The sequence below is a fragment of the uncultured Christiangramia sp. genome (assembly GCF_913046405.1).
Classification (GTDB): domain Bacteria; phylum Bacteroidota; class Bacteroidia; order Flavobacteriales; family Flavobacteriaceae; genus Christiangramia; species Christiangramia marina.
Genome location: NZ_CAJWRQ010000066.1, coordinates 1 through 17,639 on the forward strand (window position 1 = coordinate 1; position 17,639 = coordinate 17,639).

Consider the following 17,639-nt stretch of genomic DNA (forward strand, 5'->3'; position numbering starts at 1 on the left):
ACGTTTCTGTTTAGTTGCAATGGAAACGCTCAAAAAAATTCTTCAAAGGAAAGTTCCAAATCATACGAGGTAACTAAGTCCCAGGAAGAATGGAAAGCTGAATTAACTTCACAGGAATATGCAGTTTTGAGAGAAGCCGCTACAGAGAGACCTTATAGTAGTGATCTGCTGGATATCAAGAAACCTGGAATCTTTGTGTGCGCTGCTTGTGGAAATGAGTTATACGAGAATGAGCATAAATTTGAAAGCGGTACCGGATGGCCAAGTTTTGATCGTGCGATCGATGGTGGTGTGGCTTATGGAAGTGATTCTAAATTAGGATACCAGCGTGATGAAGTGCATTGTGCTAAGTGTGGTGGACATCTAGGTCATATTTTTAATGACGGTCCAAAGGAAACTACGGGAAAAAGACATTGTATCAACGGAGTCGCTATGGACTTTGAACCAAGAAAATAATCATATGAAAAAGTATAATATTGAGAGGACCGAAGAGGAGTGGAAAGAAAAACTTTCTCCAGAGCAGTATAGAGTTTTAAGAGGAAAAGGAACTGAAGCGCCTCATACAGGTGAATACAATCTTCATTTCGAAGATGGCGAGTACCAGTGTGCGGCCTGCGGAGAGCAGTTATTTGAAAGTGATGCAAAGTTTGAAAGTGGATGTGGATGGCCAAGTTTCGATAATGCGATTGATGGAAAAGTAGAGTATGTTCAGGATAGAACATTCGGAATGATACGTACTGAAATCCTCTGTTCTAACTGCGGAAGCCATCTTGGCCACGTTTTTGATGATGGTCCTACAGAGACCGGCCAGCGCTTTTGCATCAATTCGGCGAGCATCAACTTTAATCAATAACTAAATCCAATTTATCATGAAAAAATTACTATCACTTATTTTAATAGCAAGTACGATCGTCGCATGTTCTTCAGACGGTGAAGTTGGACCTCCAGGACCTCCGGGACAGGATGGTGTCAATATCGTTGGACAGGCATTTGAGGTCGAAGCAGATTTTAATGATCCCGATTATTCAGTTTTTGCTGATTTCCCATCTACTATTGAAGTACTGGAATCTGATGTTGTCTTAGTTTACTGGTTGGAGTTGGTAGATGATGGAACCGATGTCTGGAACCTTATCCCACAAACTATCTATTTTGAAGACGGAGAGTTTCAGTATAACTACAATCATACAGATTTTGACGTAAACATTTACCTTCAGGGAAATATCGACCTTGGAACTTTAGGAGATCGATACACTCAGGATCAGATTTTTAAGATCGTAGTATTACCGGTAGATTATGCTCAGGATAATAATCTTGATGTAAGTGATTACCAGTCGGTAAAAACTTCGCTTGATCTTAATGAATCCAATATCAAGAGATTTGAAGTAAAATAATCTTCAATAATTTATATCGAAAGCCTGCTTAAATAAAGCAGGCTTTTTTCATTTTATAATGGGTCTTCTCAGCTTTTAGTTTAAGCTGAAATTCCTTAAATTCGCAACTTCGTTAACCGAATCAAAATATTCTGAATATGACTAAATATGATATTATAGTTCTAGGTAGTGGCCCAGGTGGATATGTAACTGCCATTCGTGCTTCTCAATTAGGTTTCAAAACCGCTATTGTTGAGAAGGAAAGTCTTGGTGGAGTTTGTCTTAACTGGGGATGTATTCCAACCAAAGCATTATTAAAAAGTGCTGAAGTTTTTGAATACCTGAAACATGCTGAAGACTATGGTTTAAAACTTGAAAATCCAGATAAGGATTTTGATGCGGTAGTAAAACGAAGCAGAGATGTTGCCAATGGAATGAGCAAAGGTGTTCAGTTCCTAATGAAGAAGAACAAAATTGATGTTCTTGAAGGTTTTGGTAAACTTAAATCTGGTAAAAAAGTAGAGGTTACCGACAGTAAAGACAAGAAAACTGAATACCAGGCAGATAATATCATCATTGCAACTGGAGCTAGATCAAGAGAATTGCCAAATCTTAAACAGGATGGTAAAACAGTGATCGGTTACCGGGAAGCAATGACTCTTAAAAAGCAGCCAAAGAAGATGATCGTGGTTGGTTCTGGAGCGATTGGCGTGGAATTCGCGCACTTCTATAACTCTATGGGAACAGAAGTAACGGTGGTGGAATATCTTCCTAACGTTGTGCCTTTAGAGGATGAAGAAGTTTCTAAGCAATTTGAAAGAAGCATCAAGAAAGCCGGCATCAAAGTAATGACGAATTCTTCAGTAGAAAGCGTTGAGAAGTCTGGCGATAAAGTAAAAGCTAAAGTAAAGACCAAAAAAGGAGAAGAAACTCTGGAAGCAGACATAGTACTTTCTGCAGTTGGGATTAAAACTAATATTGAAAATATTGGCCTTGAAGATCTTGGGATCAAGACAGACAAGGATAAGATTCTCGTGAATGATTTTTATCAAACAAATGTTTCAGGAATTTACGCAATTGGAGATGTTGTAGCCGGACCAGCTTTGGCGCATGTTGCTTCTGCGGAAGGAATTCTTTGTGTTGAAAAGATCAAAGGAATGGATGTAGAACCACTTGACTACGGAAATATTCCTGGATGTACTTATGCTACTCCGGAAATTGCTTCAGTTGGAATGACTGAAAAGCAGGCAAAAGAAGCTGGTTATGAACTGAAAATTGGAAAATTTCCTTTTTCAGCTTCAGGAAAAGCGAGCGCGTCTGGTAAAAAAGATGGTTTTGTGAAGGTGATCTTTGATGCTAAGTATGGTGAATGGTTAGGTTGCCATATGATTGGTGCCGGAGTAACCGATATGATCGCGGAAGCTGTTTTAGGTAGAAAGCTTGAAACTACAGGTCATGAAGTATTAAAAGCAGTTCACCCACACCCAACAATGAGTGAAGCGGTAATGGAAGCTGTAGCTGCTGCTTACGATGAAGTCATCCACTTGTAAGAAGCAAACTTATTATATATTAAAACCCGCCTTCAAATGAAGGCGGGTTTTTTGCTTTATGGCAATAAAGTAAATATGCAGCGAATCGATATTTTCATCGTTTCTATGAATTATTACTTTTATTTCAGCTCAGCGAAATAGATTACTATTTCGAAATGTTACTTCGGAAGAAGATCACAAAAGCAGAATTCCGTATCCCAGGGTTTTTCAGTATCGCTATGACAATCATCTTCATCTTCCGCAGAAGAATAGGATCGCTTTACCTTCTCTCCTATTTCAAATTCAACAGGTTTTTTAAAAATTGGTCCGTCGTAAACAAAGGTGTGAAACTCTCCATTTTCTCCGCAGGGATCAACATTTTCCGGTAGATCAGTTACAAACTCTTTATCAATATTCCTTCCGCAGAAAGAATCATCGAGCACTTTGGAGTTGACACAAACCACGATCGCTTTAAAATTGAGATCGATAAACTGCTGAAGCAATTCTTTTGTATTGATTTTCCATAAAGGAAATACCGCCTGAATGTTAGCTTTTTGTAGTTGCTCTTCACGATAGGTTCGTAGATCCTCGAGGAATATATCGCCAAAAATCGCATGAGAATAATCTTCTGATTTTAACTGTTTTGTAGCCTCAGACATTATTTGATTATAGGTTTCCATTCCCGCATTGGCAGGAAGTTCTATAATTTGTAAGTCCATTCCCATGCAATGAGCCTGTTCTATTAGCAATTCTCTGCGCACGCCGTGCATGGTGACTCTATCAACATCTGCACTCAGACTCGTTACCAGCTTTCCAACTCGCAGCTCCCTGTTCTTCCGGGCGTAGTACAATGCCATCGCAGCATCTTTTCCACTGCTCCAGTTGATATAAGCTTTATTCATTGTCCTTTAAAAAACTTTGAATGGCCAGGTCATAACTTTGCAGACCAAAACCAACAATAATGCCTTTCGAGTTCGGTGATATATACGATTTATGCCTGAAATCCTCACGGGAAAAAGTATTGGAAATATGGACTTCCACCACCGGAATATTGATTGCTGCGACTGCATCACCAATTCCTACTGAAGTATGGGTATAAGCAGCTGCATTGAGAATGATGCCATCAAAATCTTCCTGTCCCTTCTGGATCATATCTATAAGCTCCCCTTCAATATTAGTTTGATCGTAAGAAAGCTCAATGTTTCTAAATTTGAACTGAAGTTCTGAAAAGTAATCTTCAAAACTTTTGCTTCCGTAAGTATCGGGCTCCCTGCTTCCCAGCAGATTGAGATTAGGCCCGTTTAATATTAATAATTTCATAAGGTGAAAATAATCAATTCTGAAGAAAAAGATCAGAATAGACTAAGCTGTTCTAAAATGATGTTTTGAATTTGAAATTTAAAGGCTGCAGAGGTAAATACTGCACAGGAGAAACTGCTTTCCCCGAATTTAAATTCTGAAAACCAAAAAAGTAATTGGCTTCTAAAGAGGTGTTTTTATTTACTTCATAATCTACACCAAGACCTGTGGTAAAATCATAGTCTCTTTTACCGTCAATACTTGAATGGATGATCTCCTGACCACCCGACATTATTGAAAAGTCTGAATTCCCTAATTGATATTTTAAATTATATCCCATAATATCTGTCTTACTGGTCGGGTTCTCATACCTTACTTGGTGAGGCTGTAATTTCAAACCCGGCAATATTTTCCCAAGATCAAAAGTATCAGCTTCCAGGTTGCTATCATTGTAATATTTCACCTGTCCCTGCTGACCTTCAAAATTGATTTTAGCACGATTTTCTTCAGGTGTTAACGGAGATTCTTCCCTTTCCTGAGACATAAGACTGGAAGAACATATAGCAAGGATCAATAAGATATTAGAAGATTTCAGCATAATTCAATAGGTTTTAGTAGTCGAAAGCGTAATACCAATAATAACGAAATTGATTCAGGTTTATTCTAAAAAAAAAGCGAAGATTTAATCTTCGCTTTAAAATTTAATGTTTTCAATGTATTAGAATATTTAACCAACTGCTATCATCAATGAATTGATTCCTTCTTTGAGGTCATTAAAAATCTGAAGTTAATGATCTTTGAATCTATTGGTCACTTCGTGATAGTATGTAGCGTCGAGGAAAAAATGTTCATTAGTATCATATCCAAGTCCAAAACCCAGATCAATACCAAAATCCTGATTGTGTCTAACGCGTTCTTCATCAAAAATTATAGATGCCTGTGGCCCACCCTGAAGATAGGAACCGGAATTAGCAATTTTGTATTTCAACATCAGTGGAACATTTAACATATTGGATTCATGTGAGTTTGAATAATTGACACCGGGCACAAGACTTAATGATTCACTAAGGCTAATATTCAGAAAAACACCAACATAGTATCCGGATTCACTGAGATTGTAATTATAAATTTTATCTTTTACGGAATAGAGTAAATTTCAATAAACAGCTATAACTCCAAAACATGTTTCCTGGGCGAAAGATGAAAAAGTAGGGTTCTCAAATCCTGCCATCATCATGATTTTTAAACATAGGTTTATAATTTAATGAGGTTAGTATGTATAACAGGGAAAACGCAGCTTTGTCTGAAATATCACCGACTAACGTTTATAAATAAAAAAACCGAAGAGAATCTCTTCGGTTTCAAGAATTTAGAAAAGAAAAATTTAGAACTTATATCCTACTCCAAAGGTGAACGTATGTAAATTCAGCTTGAAATCATCGCCTGTCTCCCTGATCCTATCTGTGAATCGGTTGGTGAGTTCAAGTGCATACTTAGCTTCAACGAAGAAATTCTCATTGATCTCATAACCTACGCCAAAACCTGCATCAACACCCACTGTGTTCGTAAATTCACCTGGATCCTCTTCGAGGTTCAATGTTGCCTGAGGACCGGCCTGCAGAAAGACTCCAGAGTTCGCGATATGGTACTGTGCCATCACTGGAATAAACAAAAGACTGGTCTCTTCTACATTTCCATAGTTTACACCAGGAACGATATGCCATGATTCGTTCAATTCGAAGTCGGCTAGAACTCCAACATAAAAACCAGATCCGTCATCAGAAAAGCTCACAGTCTCTTCGCTTACTTTGAACTCGGCATTTAAATACCCTGCGGTAAGACCAAAAGTTGATTCCTGCGCAAAGGAAGATAATGACAGCATGGTGAATGCCATCGCACACATAATTGTTTTTAACATTACTTGATTGAATTTGTAGTTAGGCCGCCAAAACTAATAATATAATATACTTGTAGAAATTTTCCTCCAGAATTTTTACATAAAAAAAGCGGGCAATGCCCGCTTTTTTTTTATTGATTTTTCTATAGACTAGAACTGGTATCCAATACCTGCCTGCCAAACTGAATTGTGAGCATCAGATCCATCAAATACTTCGGTAAATCCGTAAGTATATCTACCCTGTATAAAGAATCCACTATTAAGCTTGTATTCCAAACCTGCAGCACCGCCTATTTCGAAATCCTTCACCTGATCTTCAAGCTCGATATCACCACCGTTCTCTGTTGGAGAGTAATCAATTTCTTCATTCACATTAAAGTTGAAAGAAGGACCAGCCTGAACACTCAAACCATCAGTAACGTATACTTTGGCAAGTACCGGTACCTGGATATAATCTAATTGGTATTCAATATTGTCATCAATATCGAAAATGTTGTCTTCATCGATCGAAGCAAAATCGTATCCCTGAGCAGAGTATAATACCTCTGGCTGAATAGATAGTCTGTTTGCAACAGGAATTTCAGCAAGAACACCAACGTTAAAAGCTGTTCTATGACTTGGATCCTTAAAGTAATCTCCAGTTACGGTAGAAAAGTTTACACCACCCTTCACACCAAAACTCCAACTTTCCTGTGCGAACGAATTGGATACAAATCCCATCAATGCAACGGCTACTAATAAAACTGTTTTTTTCATCATTATTAATTTTTATTTCCGTCAAAAGTAGGGTACAACCTGTTAACAAAAAGTTACGCAAGCATAAAGTATTATTAAGACTCATGCCCCGCAATTACTATCTTTAACACATGAAATGGGAGCATGCCTTAAAGGATTATACCAATTACCTTAAGCTTGAACGTGGATTATCAGATAATTCCATTTCGAACTATCAATTGGACGTACGAAAACTTCAGAAGTTTCTTAATGTTAATGAAATTGAAGTTAGTCCCGGTCAAATTTCCGAAGAGATCATTCAAAAGTTCATTTATAATGTTTCTTCAAGCCTAAATGCCCGCTCTCAATCAAGATTAATTTCCGGCTTGAGAAGCTTTTTCGATTACCTGGTCTTTGAAAATTACCGGGAACAAAATCCTCTGGAACTTATTGAATCTCCAAAGACCGGACGAAAACTTCCCGATATTATATCTACGGAAGAAGTTGATAGAATTATACAGGCGATAGATCTCGGTAAAACTGAAGGCGAAAGAAATCGCGCCATTATTGAAACCTTATACGGCTGTGGATTGCGTGTTTCTGAACTTACCGAACTTAAATTGTCTGATCTTTTCTTCGACGAAGGATTCATTAAAATAACCGGTAAAGGGAACAAACAGCGGTTTGTTCCTATTTCAGAGTATACCATAAAATATATCACTCTCTATAAAGATGAAGTTCGTCCACATCAACCAATAAAAGACGAATACAGCGATACACTTTTCCTGAATCGTAGAGGAAGGCAACTAACGCGGGCTATGATCTTCACGATCGTAAGAAAACTCACCGAGGAAGCCGGTATTAAGAAAAAAGTGAGTCCGCATACATTTCGCCATTCCTTTGCCACCCATTTACTGGAAAATGGAGCAGATCTAAGAGCCATTCAGCAAATGTTAGGACATGAGAGTATTACAACTACGGAAGTATATGTACATATAAACAGAACGCATTTAAGGGAAGTCATGGAAAGCTTCCATCCACGCCGATAGATATTAAAGTTCTGCTAAACCAATTTCAGGACTTTTCGCTCCCTCTATAAATCCTTAACTTCATAAAAAATTGAATTATGAAGACTTTAAAATTTAAGAATGGAGACCATATGGATGCCATAGGTCTTGGAACATGGAAATCTGAAAAAGGTGAAGTAGCGAACGCTGTAAAAATCGCCCTGAACAATGGGTATAAACATATTGATTGTGCCGCCACTTACGGTAACGAAGCAGAAGTTGGTGAGGCATTTGCTGAAGTTTTTGGAAACGGCGATATCAAACGTGAAGATGTATGGGTTACTTCTAAATTATGGAACAACGCTCATAAAAAAGAAGATGTCATTCCAGCCCTAAAACAGACTCTAAAAGATTTACAGCTGGAGTATCTTGATCTTTACCTTATTCACTGGCCGGTAGCTTTTAAACCTGATGTATCATTTCCTGAAAAGGTAGAAGATTTCTTATCTCTGGAAGAAGTACCACTAATTGAGACCTGGAAAGAAATGATTAAAGCAAAAGAGCAAGGCATGGTAAAGCATATTGGAGTTTCGAATTTTAGTATTGAAAAACTGGAGGAACTTATGAACGAGACCGATCACGCACCTGAAATGAATCAGGTTGAACTTCATCCTTATTTGCAACAGGACAAGCTTTTGGAATTCTGTTGTAGAAGTGGGATCAATGTCACTGGTTATTCTCCGCTAGGTAGTGGTGATCGTAGCGACGAAATGAAAGCTGACGACGAACCTTCTTTACTCGAAAACCCTGTGATCAATAAAATTGCTAAGAAACACGGAGCTTCCGCCGTACAAATCTTGATCAAATGGAGCGAGCAACGAGGAACTGCTGTGATTCCAAAGTCCACTAATGAAGGTAGGATCAAGGAAAATCTGCAAAGTGCCGGTTTCCAACTGGATGAAGATGATCTTAAAGAGATCGCAGAACTTGATGATCACTTTAGATATGTTACCGGTAAATTCTTCGAGATGGAAGGAAACTCGTATGAAAATATCTATAATGATTAAGAGTACTGAACTCAAAAAAAAAGGCCGTTCGAAAGAACGGCCTTTTTTTATTTATGTTTTCAACGTTTATTTTGCAACATTGACTGCTCTTGTTTCCCGGATCACGGTGATCTTCACCTGTCCTGGATAAGTCATATCTGTCTGGATCTTCTGGGAGATCTCGAAAGATAAGTTCGCAGCTTTATCATCAGAAACCTTTTCGCTTTCAACAATCACTCGAAGTTCACGCCCAGCCTGGATCGCATAAGCTTTCTTCACTCCGCCAAAACCAAAGGCTATCTCCTCAAGGTCCTTTAAACGCTGGATATAAGAATCGAGCACCTGTCTTCTTGCTCCAGGTCTGGCACCACTAATGGCATCACAAACCTGAACGATTGGTGATAATAATGAATTCATTTCGATCTCGTCGTGGTGAGCTCCAATAGCATTACATACTTCCGGCTTTTCACCATGCTTCTCTGCCCATTGCATTCCAAGGATCGCGTGAGGCACTTCAGTTTCCGTTTCCGGAACTTTACCAATATCATGCAGTAATCCTGCTCTCTTAGCTAATTTTGGATTTAAACCAAGTTCTGAAGCCATGACTCCACAAAGTTTGGCGACTTCTCTAGAGTGTTGTAGCAGGTTCTGCCCATAAGAAGAACGATATTTCATTCTTCCTACCATTTTGATTAATTCTGGCTGTAAACCGTGAATACCAAGATCGATAACAGTTCTTTTACCTATATCAATGATCTCTTCTTCGATTTGTTTACGTGTTTTCTTAACTACTTCTTCAATACGTGCCGGGTGAATTCTACCATCGGTCACTAACTTGTGAAGTGATAATCTTGCTACTTCTCTACGAACAGAATCGAAACAGCTTAGAATGATTGCCTCTGGAGTATCATCAACGATGATCTCAACTCCAGTTGCTGCTTCTAAAGCTCGAATATTACGACCTTCACGACCAATAATTCGGCCTTTTACATCATCACTTTCCAGGTTGAATACTGAAACGCAATTATCAATAGCTTCTTCAGTTCCAATTCGCTGAATGGTGTTAATGATGATCTTCTTCGCTTCCTGCTGCGCAGTTAGTTTAGCTTCTTCAACCGTATCCTGGATCAATGACATGGCATCTGCCTTGGCAGTATCCTTCAGTGATTCTATAAGTTGTGCTTTAGCATCTTCCGCAGAAAGTCCGGAGATAACTTCCAGTTGCTGCACTTTACTATTATGAAGTTTATCGATCTCTTCTTGGCGCTTATCTAAATAATCTACACGATGATTATAATCTGCAAGTTTACCTTCAAGATCTTTGTTTAGCTTTTTATTCTTGCTTAGCTCATTAGAAACATGAGACTCTTTATCCTTAATCCTTTTCTCTGCATCACCAATTTTCTTATCTCTGGATAAGATCACTTTTTCATGCTCAGACTTTAATTCAATAAACTTTTCTTTTGCTTGAAGAATTTTATCTTTTTTAATGCTTTCGCCTTCTGCTTTGGCTTCCTTCACGATGGAATTTGCCTCTTTCTTAGCACTGGCGATCGTATTAGAAGCCTGTTTCTTTTCAAGCATTTTTGCAATCGCAAAGCCTAACGCGAGGCCCACAACTGCTGCAACAATTATTATCAGTATTTCCATTTATATTGAATTAGATGTAAAAAAAAAGCCTGTATTAGCTGTGTTTTGGATTAAACTCCTTAAAATCAAGTTTAGGGCTAACAAGCTGATCAAGAATCCGCTCTCCCGGTAAAGGGACACGGCACGCTTTTACAACATAGACTTACCCTCTTTAAAGAATTCGTGTTGAGTTTATCAAAAAAGCACTAATACAGGCAGTAACCTTTATTATATTTTATGAACTTATGAGCTTAAATGTTCCTGTAACAGATCGTTAAGTTCCTTCAACTTATCTTCTGCTTCAATCATTTCACTCGACTTATCTATATTCTTCTGCTCTGTTTGAGCCGCAAACTGTAAAGCACACATGGCTAAAACATCCTGCTTATCACGCACAGCATAATTTTGCTCAAACTGTTTGATCATCGCCTCGATCTTTTTCGCTGCTTTTCGTAAACCTTCCTCCTGGCTGGGCTGAATGGTTAACGGATACACGCGGTCCGCGATCGATATTTTAATTTTCAGTTTATCTTCCATCCTAAATTATTCAGATAACTGAACGATGCACTGATCGATTTCCCGAATCAGGCTATTTATTTTGAGCTTCGTTTCTGTCTTATGTTCGGTACTGCCAAGCATCGCATTCGCAGCTTTCAGAGTTTGAATCTGATCCCTGGAAAGTTGTAAATCTCCCTCCAGCTTCTCATATTCAGATCTTACAGTAGTTAATTCCTGTTGTAGAGATTCATTGGACTGCCTCACAGATTCATATCTATGAAGGAGCTTACTGATCTTATTCTCCAGGTTATCAACTATTTCTGTCATATCACTCATAATCGCTAAAACCGATGTGAACCCTTACAAAGTTAACATACGCTTTGAAATATCCCAATACTTTTTCAGGTGATTTAAAATAATAATGAACAATGTTAGTAATTCTCTGTAGGCAAGCCATTTAATATTGATAGAACTTTAATTAACTTTACAGCTGCTTTGAAAAGGAAAAAGTCCCCAGATCTATGAAGAAAGCCTTATTATTCCTGTTATCTATTATCTGTATTCAGGTTCACTCCCAACAAGAATTACCTCAGGATTATTTTGAAAATCCGCTTAATGTACCCATCGTTCTCGCTGGAACCTTTGGTGAATTAAGGTCCAATCATTTCCATAGCGGACTAGATATTAAAACCCAGCAGCGTGAAGGTCTTGAGGTAAATGCTGCTGCGGAAGGTTATATTAGCCGAATCAATATTCAGCATTATGGCTACGGAAAGGCTCTTTACATTCAGCATCCAAATGGCTACACTACAGTGTACGGACATCTTCAGAAGTTATCTCCAAGGCTGAAGGATTATCTGCGAAAGCAGCAATATGCTAAGGAATCTTACGAAATAGAACTTTTCCCTGAACCAGGAGAACTCAAAGTTGAAAAAGGAGAGTTGATCGCCTATAGTGGAAATACAGGTGGTAGCGGTGGCCCGCATCTTCATTTCGAAATCAGGGATGGAAGCCAGCGCCCCATGAATGCTCAATTATTTGGTCTGGATGTTGCCGACTCCAAACCGCCAATGATCCAGGGACTTTTTGCCTACCCTCTTGGTGAAGATGCACATGTAAATAATTCTCAAAACCGACAAAAACTGAAATTGATTCCTCAAAATGACGGAACATTTGCGGTTCCTGAAGTTGAAGCATGTGGTGAAATAGGCTTTGGTATCACCACTGTAGATCAGCAAGATGGAGCTTACAATCAGAATGGTGTTTTTAAAATAGAATCAAACCTGAATGGAGAAGAAGTTTTCGAAATAAACTTCGAAAAGTTTTCTTTCGCTGAAACCAGGCATCTTAATCAGTTGATCGATTATGAATATTATGCCACTAATAGAAGTAGAATACAACGCCTTTATAAAACTCCAAATAATCCTTTAAGTATCTATGGGAATATGCAGAACGATGGATTGCTGAATATCAAGGATAGTCTCGATTATCAATACACCATAAGAGTGACAGATCTTAAAGGCAATGAAAAGCTTATCCGCATTCCAATTAAGGGACAGATTAGTGATAAGATCGTTAAAAGAGAAAAATTGGAAACGGAATACCTGGCTTCCAGCGCAAATGGGTTATCTGCAAAAGGAGGAAAAATGGATGTATATATTCCCGGTGGTAGTTTATATAATGACACCTTTCTTGACATCAACTTCAGTGATGATGTTGTAACGGTACATCGCGATGAAATACCTCTACATAAAAATTTTACCATAGGTTTTGATGTAAGTGAACTTTCCGAAGAAGATAAAGCGAAAACCTTTATTGCTCGTGTTTCAGATAATGGCAGGTTGAACTACTCGACAACTTATAAGAAAGGAAATCGCTTTACCACAGGAACCAGAACGTTTGGTAATTATCGATTAGCGCAGGATACGAATGCCCCGAGCGTTAGACCGGTTAATTTCTACGATGGTCAATGGATCTCCAGCAATGAAAACTTGAAGGTAAAGATATCAGATGATCTTTCAGGAATTCAGGATTTCAGAGCAACGGTAAATGGAAAGTTCATTTTGATGGAATATGAGTACAAGAATAATACACTCACACATTACTTTTCAGACAATGTCGTGACCGAAACTGAGAATGATCTAAAGATTATCGTTAATGATAACGTGGGTAATACAACGACTTATACTGCGAAGTTCTTCAGAAAATAAAACAGGTACATAAAACAGAAAAAGCCCGAATCGATGATTCGAGCTTTTTATATTATTATACTATAGTTTAACTTTCTATAAAATCTTTTAAAGTAGCTACTACATAGTCAATTTCTTCTTTAGTATTGTATCGAGAAAATGAAAAACGCAAGGATGGTTTTTTTAAATCCTCTTCAGAACAAAAGGCATTTAGCACGTGACTACCGGTGTCACTACCGCTCTGGCAGGCACTCCCTTTAGAACAGGCAATCCCTTTAAGGTCCAGTTGAAATAAAAGCATTAGAGCCTTCTCCTGAGTTATAGGCATACAAACGTTCAATAAAGTATAGGTACTTTGAGTATGATCTTCACAGGCACCATTAAAACTTACCCCAGGAATCTCCTGCTTCAGTTTATCTATAAAATGTTGTTTTAGACCTTTTACATAAGTCTGTTCTTTCTCCAGGTCCTGATATGCAAGTTTTAAAGCCTCTTCCAGACCCACAATATTGTGCACACCTTCAGTTCCTGCACGGTGACCTCGCTCCTGCTCCCCACCAAAAATTAACGGTTTTAAACCAGAGTTGCGACGCACATATGCAAAGCCAACACCTTTTGGGCCATGAAATTTATGGGCACTAACTGCTGTAAAATCAACAGGGATTTCTTCGAAATCCAGCTCAAAATGACCAACAGATTGTACGGTATCTGAATGAAAAAGAGCATTGTAGGACTTTACCAGTTGGGCTGTTTTCTTGAGATCCAGCATATTGCCAATCTCGTTATTCACGTGCATCAGGCTTACCAATGTCTTGGTATCTGATGATTTTAGTCGCTCTTCAAGATCTTTGATATCCACATGACCTTTGGTATCCAGAGAAACATATTCTACCTCTACATTAAAACATTGCTGAAGTTGATTAACAGTATAAAGTACCGCGTGATGTTCGATTTTTGAAGTAATGATCCTTCGAACACCCAGATCTCTTACGGCAGAATTTAAAGCAAGATTATCTGCTTCAGTCCCTCCGGAAGTAAATACGATTTCAGATGCTTTTACATTAAGAATTTTAGCAACAGATTTTCTGGCCTGCTCGATCAGGGTTTTGGAAGATCTTCCGAAGCTATGCGTGGAAGATGGATTTCCATAGTTTTCTTTTAAAACGCTGGTCATTTTATCGACCACTTCATCCCGAATCTGGGTGGTAGCTGCAGAATCAAAATAGACATTTTTCATGGCCGCAAAATTAATGGAAATAAAATAACTTCCTACATCTCTTCGTCATATCTTTGATTCCTGTATTTTTGTTTAAAAAGCAACAGAATGAAACGTTTTTTGATCGCGATTGCGCTGTTAAGCCTGCTTACTTCCTGTGACGATGGAGATATTATTGTAACCGACTTTGATTTTGAAGACAGTACACTTCAATTTTGTGAAGGCCCAAATAAGTATGTGATCTACGCTACCAATAATGATGACGTAAACGAATCAATATCTGTTGAATTCACCAATAGTAATATTACTACAGATGATTCTGGAAATTTTATTACCAATACTTCTGAAAATATCACTTTCTCTCTCAGTAGCACCAACAAGGTTATTTACCGTATATATAATGGACAGATCACTGGTAGCAGTTATTTCTGCCAGGTTGTTCCTCCAAGTGAACCGGTGCCAACAACAGAGTATGAGAGTGGCTCTGATGGAACTGTGACCATCGCTACCAGATTTACAGACGAAACCGGTGATGCAGATCCAGATGACGATGGTCTCTCTAATTTGGAAGAAGGTTGGGATCCAGATGGATTAAATCATCAGGATACTGATGGTGATGGAATTCCGGATTACCTGGACCGCGATGATGACGGTGATAATGTTATTACGCGGGTTGAAAGAGTAAATGAAAATAATTATCCTCAGCCAGAGGGAGCAATACCATATTATTTGAATCCAGATGATGATGGCGATGCAGTGCCTACAAGACTGGAAGTAAGCGAGGAAGATGGATTAACCAATCCAGGGAGCTTTACCAGCACCGGGGATGGTGTTCCAAATTATCTAAATGCTCAGCAAACTGCATTCATCCAGCATAATGAATATATTCCTCACAATATCACAAGGAATTACGGGTATCAAGTGACGCTACGTAATTTCAGCCTGACCAGAACCGATGATGGATCTGGAGAAACAATTAGCTATAGTTCTTATCAATTAGGCTCTCTGAATGAGACAAATATTCCATTCGAATTATGTCCTAACGACTTAGATTGCAGCGAAGAAGAAGAGGATGAAAATACTGATGAAACAGAGGATACTGACGAAGAAACTTCTAATTAAGAATTCTGAAAGACATATACTTCTGTAGCACCGAGGCCATATTTCTGATAATCTGCATCGTAAAATTTTACGTTCGAGTATCTTCCTAAAAGATATTCCAGCTCCATTTTAAGGACACCCTCACCCTTGCCGTGAATAAAAACGATCTTCGGAATACGCTTCTGAATGGCGAATTCGAGTTTGTGACGGGCATGATCCAACTGTAGATTCAGCATTTCATGGTTAGACATATGTCGGCTGGTTTTTACCAGTTGATGAATATGCAAATCTACTTCCATGGGAGGAGCATTACGTTCCTTTGGCTTGACTCGTTCAGATCTTCTAGGCTTATCAGGTGTTTTTTGCTTGATCACCTGCTCCATATCGAAATCTGAAACATCTTCAATGGCAAACGAATCCTCGATCTTTACCAGTTCCTGGGTTTCAAAATGCATTAGAAATCCGTCCTCCGTTTTAATAGTAACACGATCATTCTGAATCTCCTGAACCACTCCGGAAAGGGCATCATCGATCACCTCTACTCTATCTCCTTTTTTCAACATTATTGATCCTTTTCATTTTGCCCTTCATGATCATCTTTAGTCGCAACCCAGAAGTTAGTCGCACGGTAAAGACCCAACATGATAATGATAAGTCCAATTATTTTAAAGTACGGACTTACATCATCCACAGATATTGCATAAAGTAGCAGCGCACCGCCAACAAAGATGAGAATCGTATTTAGAACCTGAGAATTATTCATTTTCAAACAATTAAATCATTTAACGGAATTCAACGAATTCAATTTATGATTACATTTATTGCAAATTTATAGCTTTCGTGAAGCACACCTTGCTTTTTCTGCTGATTTTTAGTGCGGGCTCTGTATTTGCACAATTATCTGTCACATCTTCTGCGGAAGCAGAACATTACCTTTTTGTACAAAACAGGCTGCTTTACGTAGAGAAAGAAATTTCTATAGATCAAAAGGATCCCGGCTCTAAAGCAGGCATATACCTGCGTAACCATGCGGGACTACTGCAAGGAGACAGCGATTCAAATAATAACACAGGCAATGGCAAATTATCAGTCTATCAGCGTGGCACCTCTTCAGCTTTCGATTACAACTACTGGAGTTTACCTGTAGCCGTTAGAACTACAGAGCAAAGTTTGGTCGATTATATATTCGCACCAAAAGATGTATTAAACTCCGATAAAGCATCTCTTATTTCAGATCTTAACGGCAAATCTGATCCACTTCAAATATCAAATAGATGGCTGTATGCATTCTCCGGAACCGGTTACTCGAACTGGCAATATCTGGGAAATCAGTTCGATCTTCTGCCAGGCGAAGGTTTCAGTATGAAAGGAGTAAATGGTCTTGATTTAAGAGTAATTAATTCTGAAGCTATTAATCCCGGGAGTGCCCAGCTTTACGATTTTAGAGGCATCCCAAATAATGGTCTCATTGAAATACCTATAAAAAAAGATCAGATTCTGCTTATTGGAAATCCTTATCCCTCATTGTTTGATCTGGATCGATTTTTACTTGAAAATAAAGCTACTACAGGAATTGCTTATTTCTGGGATTCCAAAGCTGAAGTTAATTCTCATTATCTTTCAGATTATGTAGGAGGCTATGGCACATATTCACCTGGTTTAAGACAATACGCACCACCAATTTTCAGAAATGAATCTGGTGCAGTGCTTTTTCGAGGAGCAGAAGTCAATAGGAGTCCGTCGCCAATTGGCCAGGGATTTATGGTTATTGGAAAGCAGGATGGAATAATACGCTTCACAAACAGTCACAGGATCTATAAGGGTGATGATCAGATCCCGATCTTCAAGACTTCACAGAGACAATCGAGTACTACTCTGACTTTAAAAATTACCTTCAATGCTTTACACGAAAAAAATCTGGTTCTTGGCTTTGATGAAAGGTCTACAGATCAGGTTGATCATGGTATGGATGCTAAAAGTATAGAACAGAAATCCAATGACTTTTTCTGGAATCTGAATGATATCAACTATGTTATTAATGTTCAGCCAAAAATTGATGAAAAACTTATTCCACTACTACTTCAACTGAAGGAAAATACAGAAGTGGAGTTTAGCATTTCAGATCTACAAAATTTTGATCCAGA

At 38.4% G+C, this 17,639-nt stretch carries 21 protein-coding genes and 1 other RNA gene; 9 read left to right on the forward strand and 13 right to left on the reverse strand.

The window, feature by feature from the left end:
• Positions 1 to 6: 6 nt before the first annotated feature.
• The 4 genes from msrB (QZ620_RS09595) (at position 7) to lpdA (ending at position 2,920) form a co-directional block, all read left to right on the forward strand.
• Positions 7 to 456, forward strand: coding sequence for a peptide-methionine (R)-S-oxide reductase MsrB (gene msrB / locus QZ620_RS09595; protein WP_295181115.1), 450 nt, complete (start codon positions 7 to 9; stop codon positions 454 to 456).
• 4 nt (positions 457 to 460) lie between these two features.
• Positions 461 to 853 (forward strand): peptide-methionine (R)-S-oxide reductase MsrB, encoded by a 393-nt coding sequence (gene msrB, locus QZ620_RS09600; protein ID WP_295181098.1) that lies wholly within the window; start codon positions 461 to 463, stop codon positions 851 to 853.
• 16 nt (positions 854 to 869) lie between these two features.
• The gene (locus QZ620_RS09605; protein ID WP_295181100.1) at positions 870 to 1,391 is read left to right on the forward strand and encodes a collagen-like protein; all 522 of its coding nucleotides are present in this window, start codon (positions 870 to 872) and stop codon (positions 1,389 to 1,391) included.
• A 137-nt stretch (positions 1,392 to 1,528) separates the two neighbouring features.
• Positions 1,529 to 2,920, forward strand: coding sequence for a dihydrolipoyl dehydrogenase (gene lpdA / locus QZ620_RS09610; RefSeq protein ID WP_295181102.1), 1,392 nt, complete (start codon positions 1,529 to 1,531; stop codon positions 2,918 to 2,920).
• A 158-nt stretch (positions 2,921 to 3,078) separates the two neighbouring features.
• On the opposite strand, the gene QZ620_RS09615 is transcribed toward lpdA, so the two are convergent.
• The 6 genes from QZ620_RS09615 to QZ620_RS09640 form a co-directional block, all read right to left on the reverse strand.
• On the reverse strand, positions 3,079 to 3,801 hold the full coding sequence (locus QZ620_RS09615) for a diphthine--ammonia ligase (protein WP_295181103.1): 723 nt from the start codon (positions 3,799 to 3,801) through the stop codon (positions 3,079 to 3,081).
• Entirely contained in the window at positions 3,794 to 4,219 is a 426-nt protein-coding gene (gene aroQ / locus QZ620_RS09620; RefSeq protein WP_141877553.1) for a type II 3-dehydroquinate dehydratase, read from the reverse strand. The genes QZ620_RS09615 and aroQ overlap by 8 nt, the downstream gene beginning before the upstream one ends.
• A gap of 52 nt (positions 4,220 to 4,271) precedes the next feature.
• Complete coding sequence (locus tag QZ620_RS09625; RefSeq protein ID WP_295181104.1) at positions 4,272 to 4,796, reverse strand: hypothetical protein; 525 nt, start codon at positions 4,794 to 4,796, stop codon at positions 4,272 to 4,274.
• Between the two features lie 189 nt (positions 4,797 to 4,985).
• Positions 4,986 to 5,207, reverse strand: a complete 222-nt coding sequence (locus tag QZ620_RS09630; RefSeq protein WP_295181105.1) for an outer membrane beta-barrel protein — start codon at positions 5,205 to 5,207, stop codon at positions 4,986 to 4,988.
• A 375-nt stretch (positions 5,208 to 5,582) separates the two neighbouring features.
• Positions 5,583 to 6,116, reverse strand: a complete 534-nt coding sequence (locus tag QZ620_RS09635) for a porin family protein (RefSeq protein ID WP_295181106.1) — start codon at positions 6,114 to 6,116, stop codon at positions 5,583 to 5,585.
• 129 nt (positions 6,117 to 6,245) lie between these two features.
• The gene (locus QZ620_RS09640; RefSeq protein WP_366935453.1) at positions 6,246 to 6,854 is read right to left on the reverse strand and encodes a porin family protein; all 609 of its coding nucleotides are present in this window, start codon (positions 6,852 to 6,854) and stop codon (positions 6,246 to 6,248) included.
• 107 nt (positions 6,855 to 6,961) lie between these two features.
• Between QZ620_RS09640 and xerD the strand changes: the two genes are divergently transcribed.
• Positions 6,962 to 7,858: a site-specific tyrosine recombinase XerD gene (gene xerD, locus QZ620_RS09645; RefSeq protein ID WP_295181107.1), complete on the forward strand. Its 897-nt coding sequence runs from the start codon at positions 6,962 to 6,964 to the stop codon at positions 7,856 to 7,858.
• A gap of 77 nt (positions 7,859 to 7,935) precedes the next feature.
• Positions 7,936 to 8,883 carry an aldo/keto reductase gene (locus tag QZ620_RS09650; protein WP_295181108.1) on the forward strand — a complete coding sequence of 316 codons (948 nt, stop codon included), beginning with the start codon at positions 7,936 to 7,938 and terminating at the stop codon, positions 8,881 to 8,883.
• A gap of 66 nt (positions 8,884 to 8,949) precedes the next feature.
• Here QZ620_RS09650 and rny read toward each other — a convergent pair whose 3' ends face one another.
• The 4 genes from rny to QZ620_RS09670 all read right to left on the reverse strand — a co-directional run bounded on the left by rny (position 8,950) and on the right by QZ620_RS09670 (position 11,325).
• Positions 8,950 to 10,512, reverse strand: coding sequence for a ribonuclease Y (rny, locus tag QZ620_RS09655; protein ID WP_141877546.1), 1,563 nt, complete (start codon positions 10,510 to 10,512; stop codon positions 8,950 to 8,952).
• Positions 10,513 to 10,564: 52 nt separating this feature from the next.
• Positions 10,565 to 10,683, reverse strand: a non-coding RNA gene (ssrS, locus tag QZ620_RS09660) — 6S RNA.
• A 51-nt stretch (positions 10,684 to 10,734) separates the two neighbouring features.
• Positions 10,735 to 11,028, reverse strand: a complete 294-nt coding sequence (locus QZ620_RS09665; RefSeq protein ID WP_141877545.1) for a cell division protein ZapA — start codon at positions 11,026 to 11,028, stop codon at positions 10,735 to 10,737.
• 6 nt (positions 11,029 to 11,034) lie between these two features.
• Complete coding sequence (locus QZ620_RS09670) at positions 11,035 to 11,325, reverse strand: hypothetical protein (RefSeq protein ID WP_295181109.1); 291 nt, start codon at positions 11,323 to 11,325, stop codon at positions 11,035 to 11,037.
• Positions 11,326 to 11,510: 185 nt separating this feature from the next.
• On the opposite strand from QZ620_RS09670, the gene QZ620_RS09675 reads away from it, so the two are divergent.
• On the forward strand, positions 11,511 to 13,199 hold the full coding sequence (locus tag QZ620_RS09675; protein WP_295181110.1) for a M23 family metallopeptidase: 1,689 nt from the start codon (positions 11,511 to 11,513) through the stop codon (positions 13,197 to 13,199).
• Positions 13,200 to 13,266: 67 nt separating this feature from the next.
• Here the strand turns inward: QZ620_RS09675 and QZ620_RS09680 are convergent, their stop codons facing one another.
• On the reverse strand, positions 13,267 to 14,415 hold the full coding sequence (locus QZ620_RS09680; protein ID WP_295181111.1) for a cysteine desulfurase family protein: 1,149 nt from the start codon (positions 14,413 to 14,415) through the stop codon (positions 13,267 to 13,269).
• An 87-nt stretch (positions 14,416 to 14,502) separates the two neighbouring features.
• Here QZ620_RS09680 and QZ620_RS09685 point away from each other — a divergent pair, with 87 nt between their 5' ends.
• Positions 14,503 to 15,516 carry a hypothetical protein gene (locus QZ620_RS09685; protein WP_295181112.1) on the forward strand — a complete coding sequence of 338 codons (1,014 nt, stop codon included), beginning with the start codon at positions 14,503 to 14,505 and terminating at the stop codon, positions 15,514 to 15,516.
• On the opposite strand, the gene QZ620_RS09690 is transcribed toward QZ620_RS09685, so the two are convergent.
• Positions 15,513 to 16,058, reverse strand: a complete 546-nt coding sequence (locus tag QZ620_RS09690) for a Smr/MutS family protein (protein WP_295181113.1) — start codon at positions 16,056 to 16,058, stop codon at positions 15,513 to 15,515. The genes QZ620_RS09685 and QZ620_RS09690 overlap by 4 nt on opposite strands.
• A complete protein-coding gene (locus QZ620_RS09695; RefSeq protein WP_035695834.1) occupies positions 16,058 to 16,258 on the reverse strand; it encodes a hypothetical protein in 201 nt (66 codons plus the stop codon). Before QZ620_RS09695 ends, QZ620_RS09690 begins: the two co-directional genes overlap by 1 nt.
• Before the next feature lie 77 nt (positions 16,259 to 16,335).
• Here QZ620_RS09695 and QZ620_RS09700 point away from each other — a divergent pair.
• A partial coding sequence (locus tag QZ620_RS09700) for a hypothetical protein (protein WP_295181114.1) occupies positions 16,336 to 17,639 on the forward strand: 1,304 nt, incomplete at its 3' end.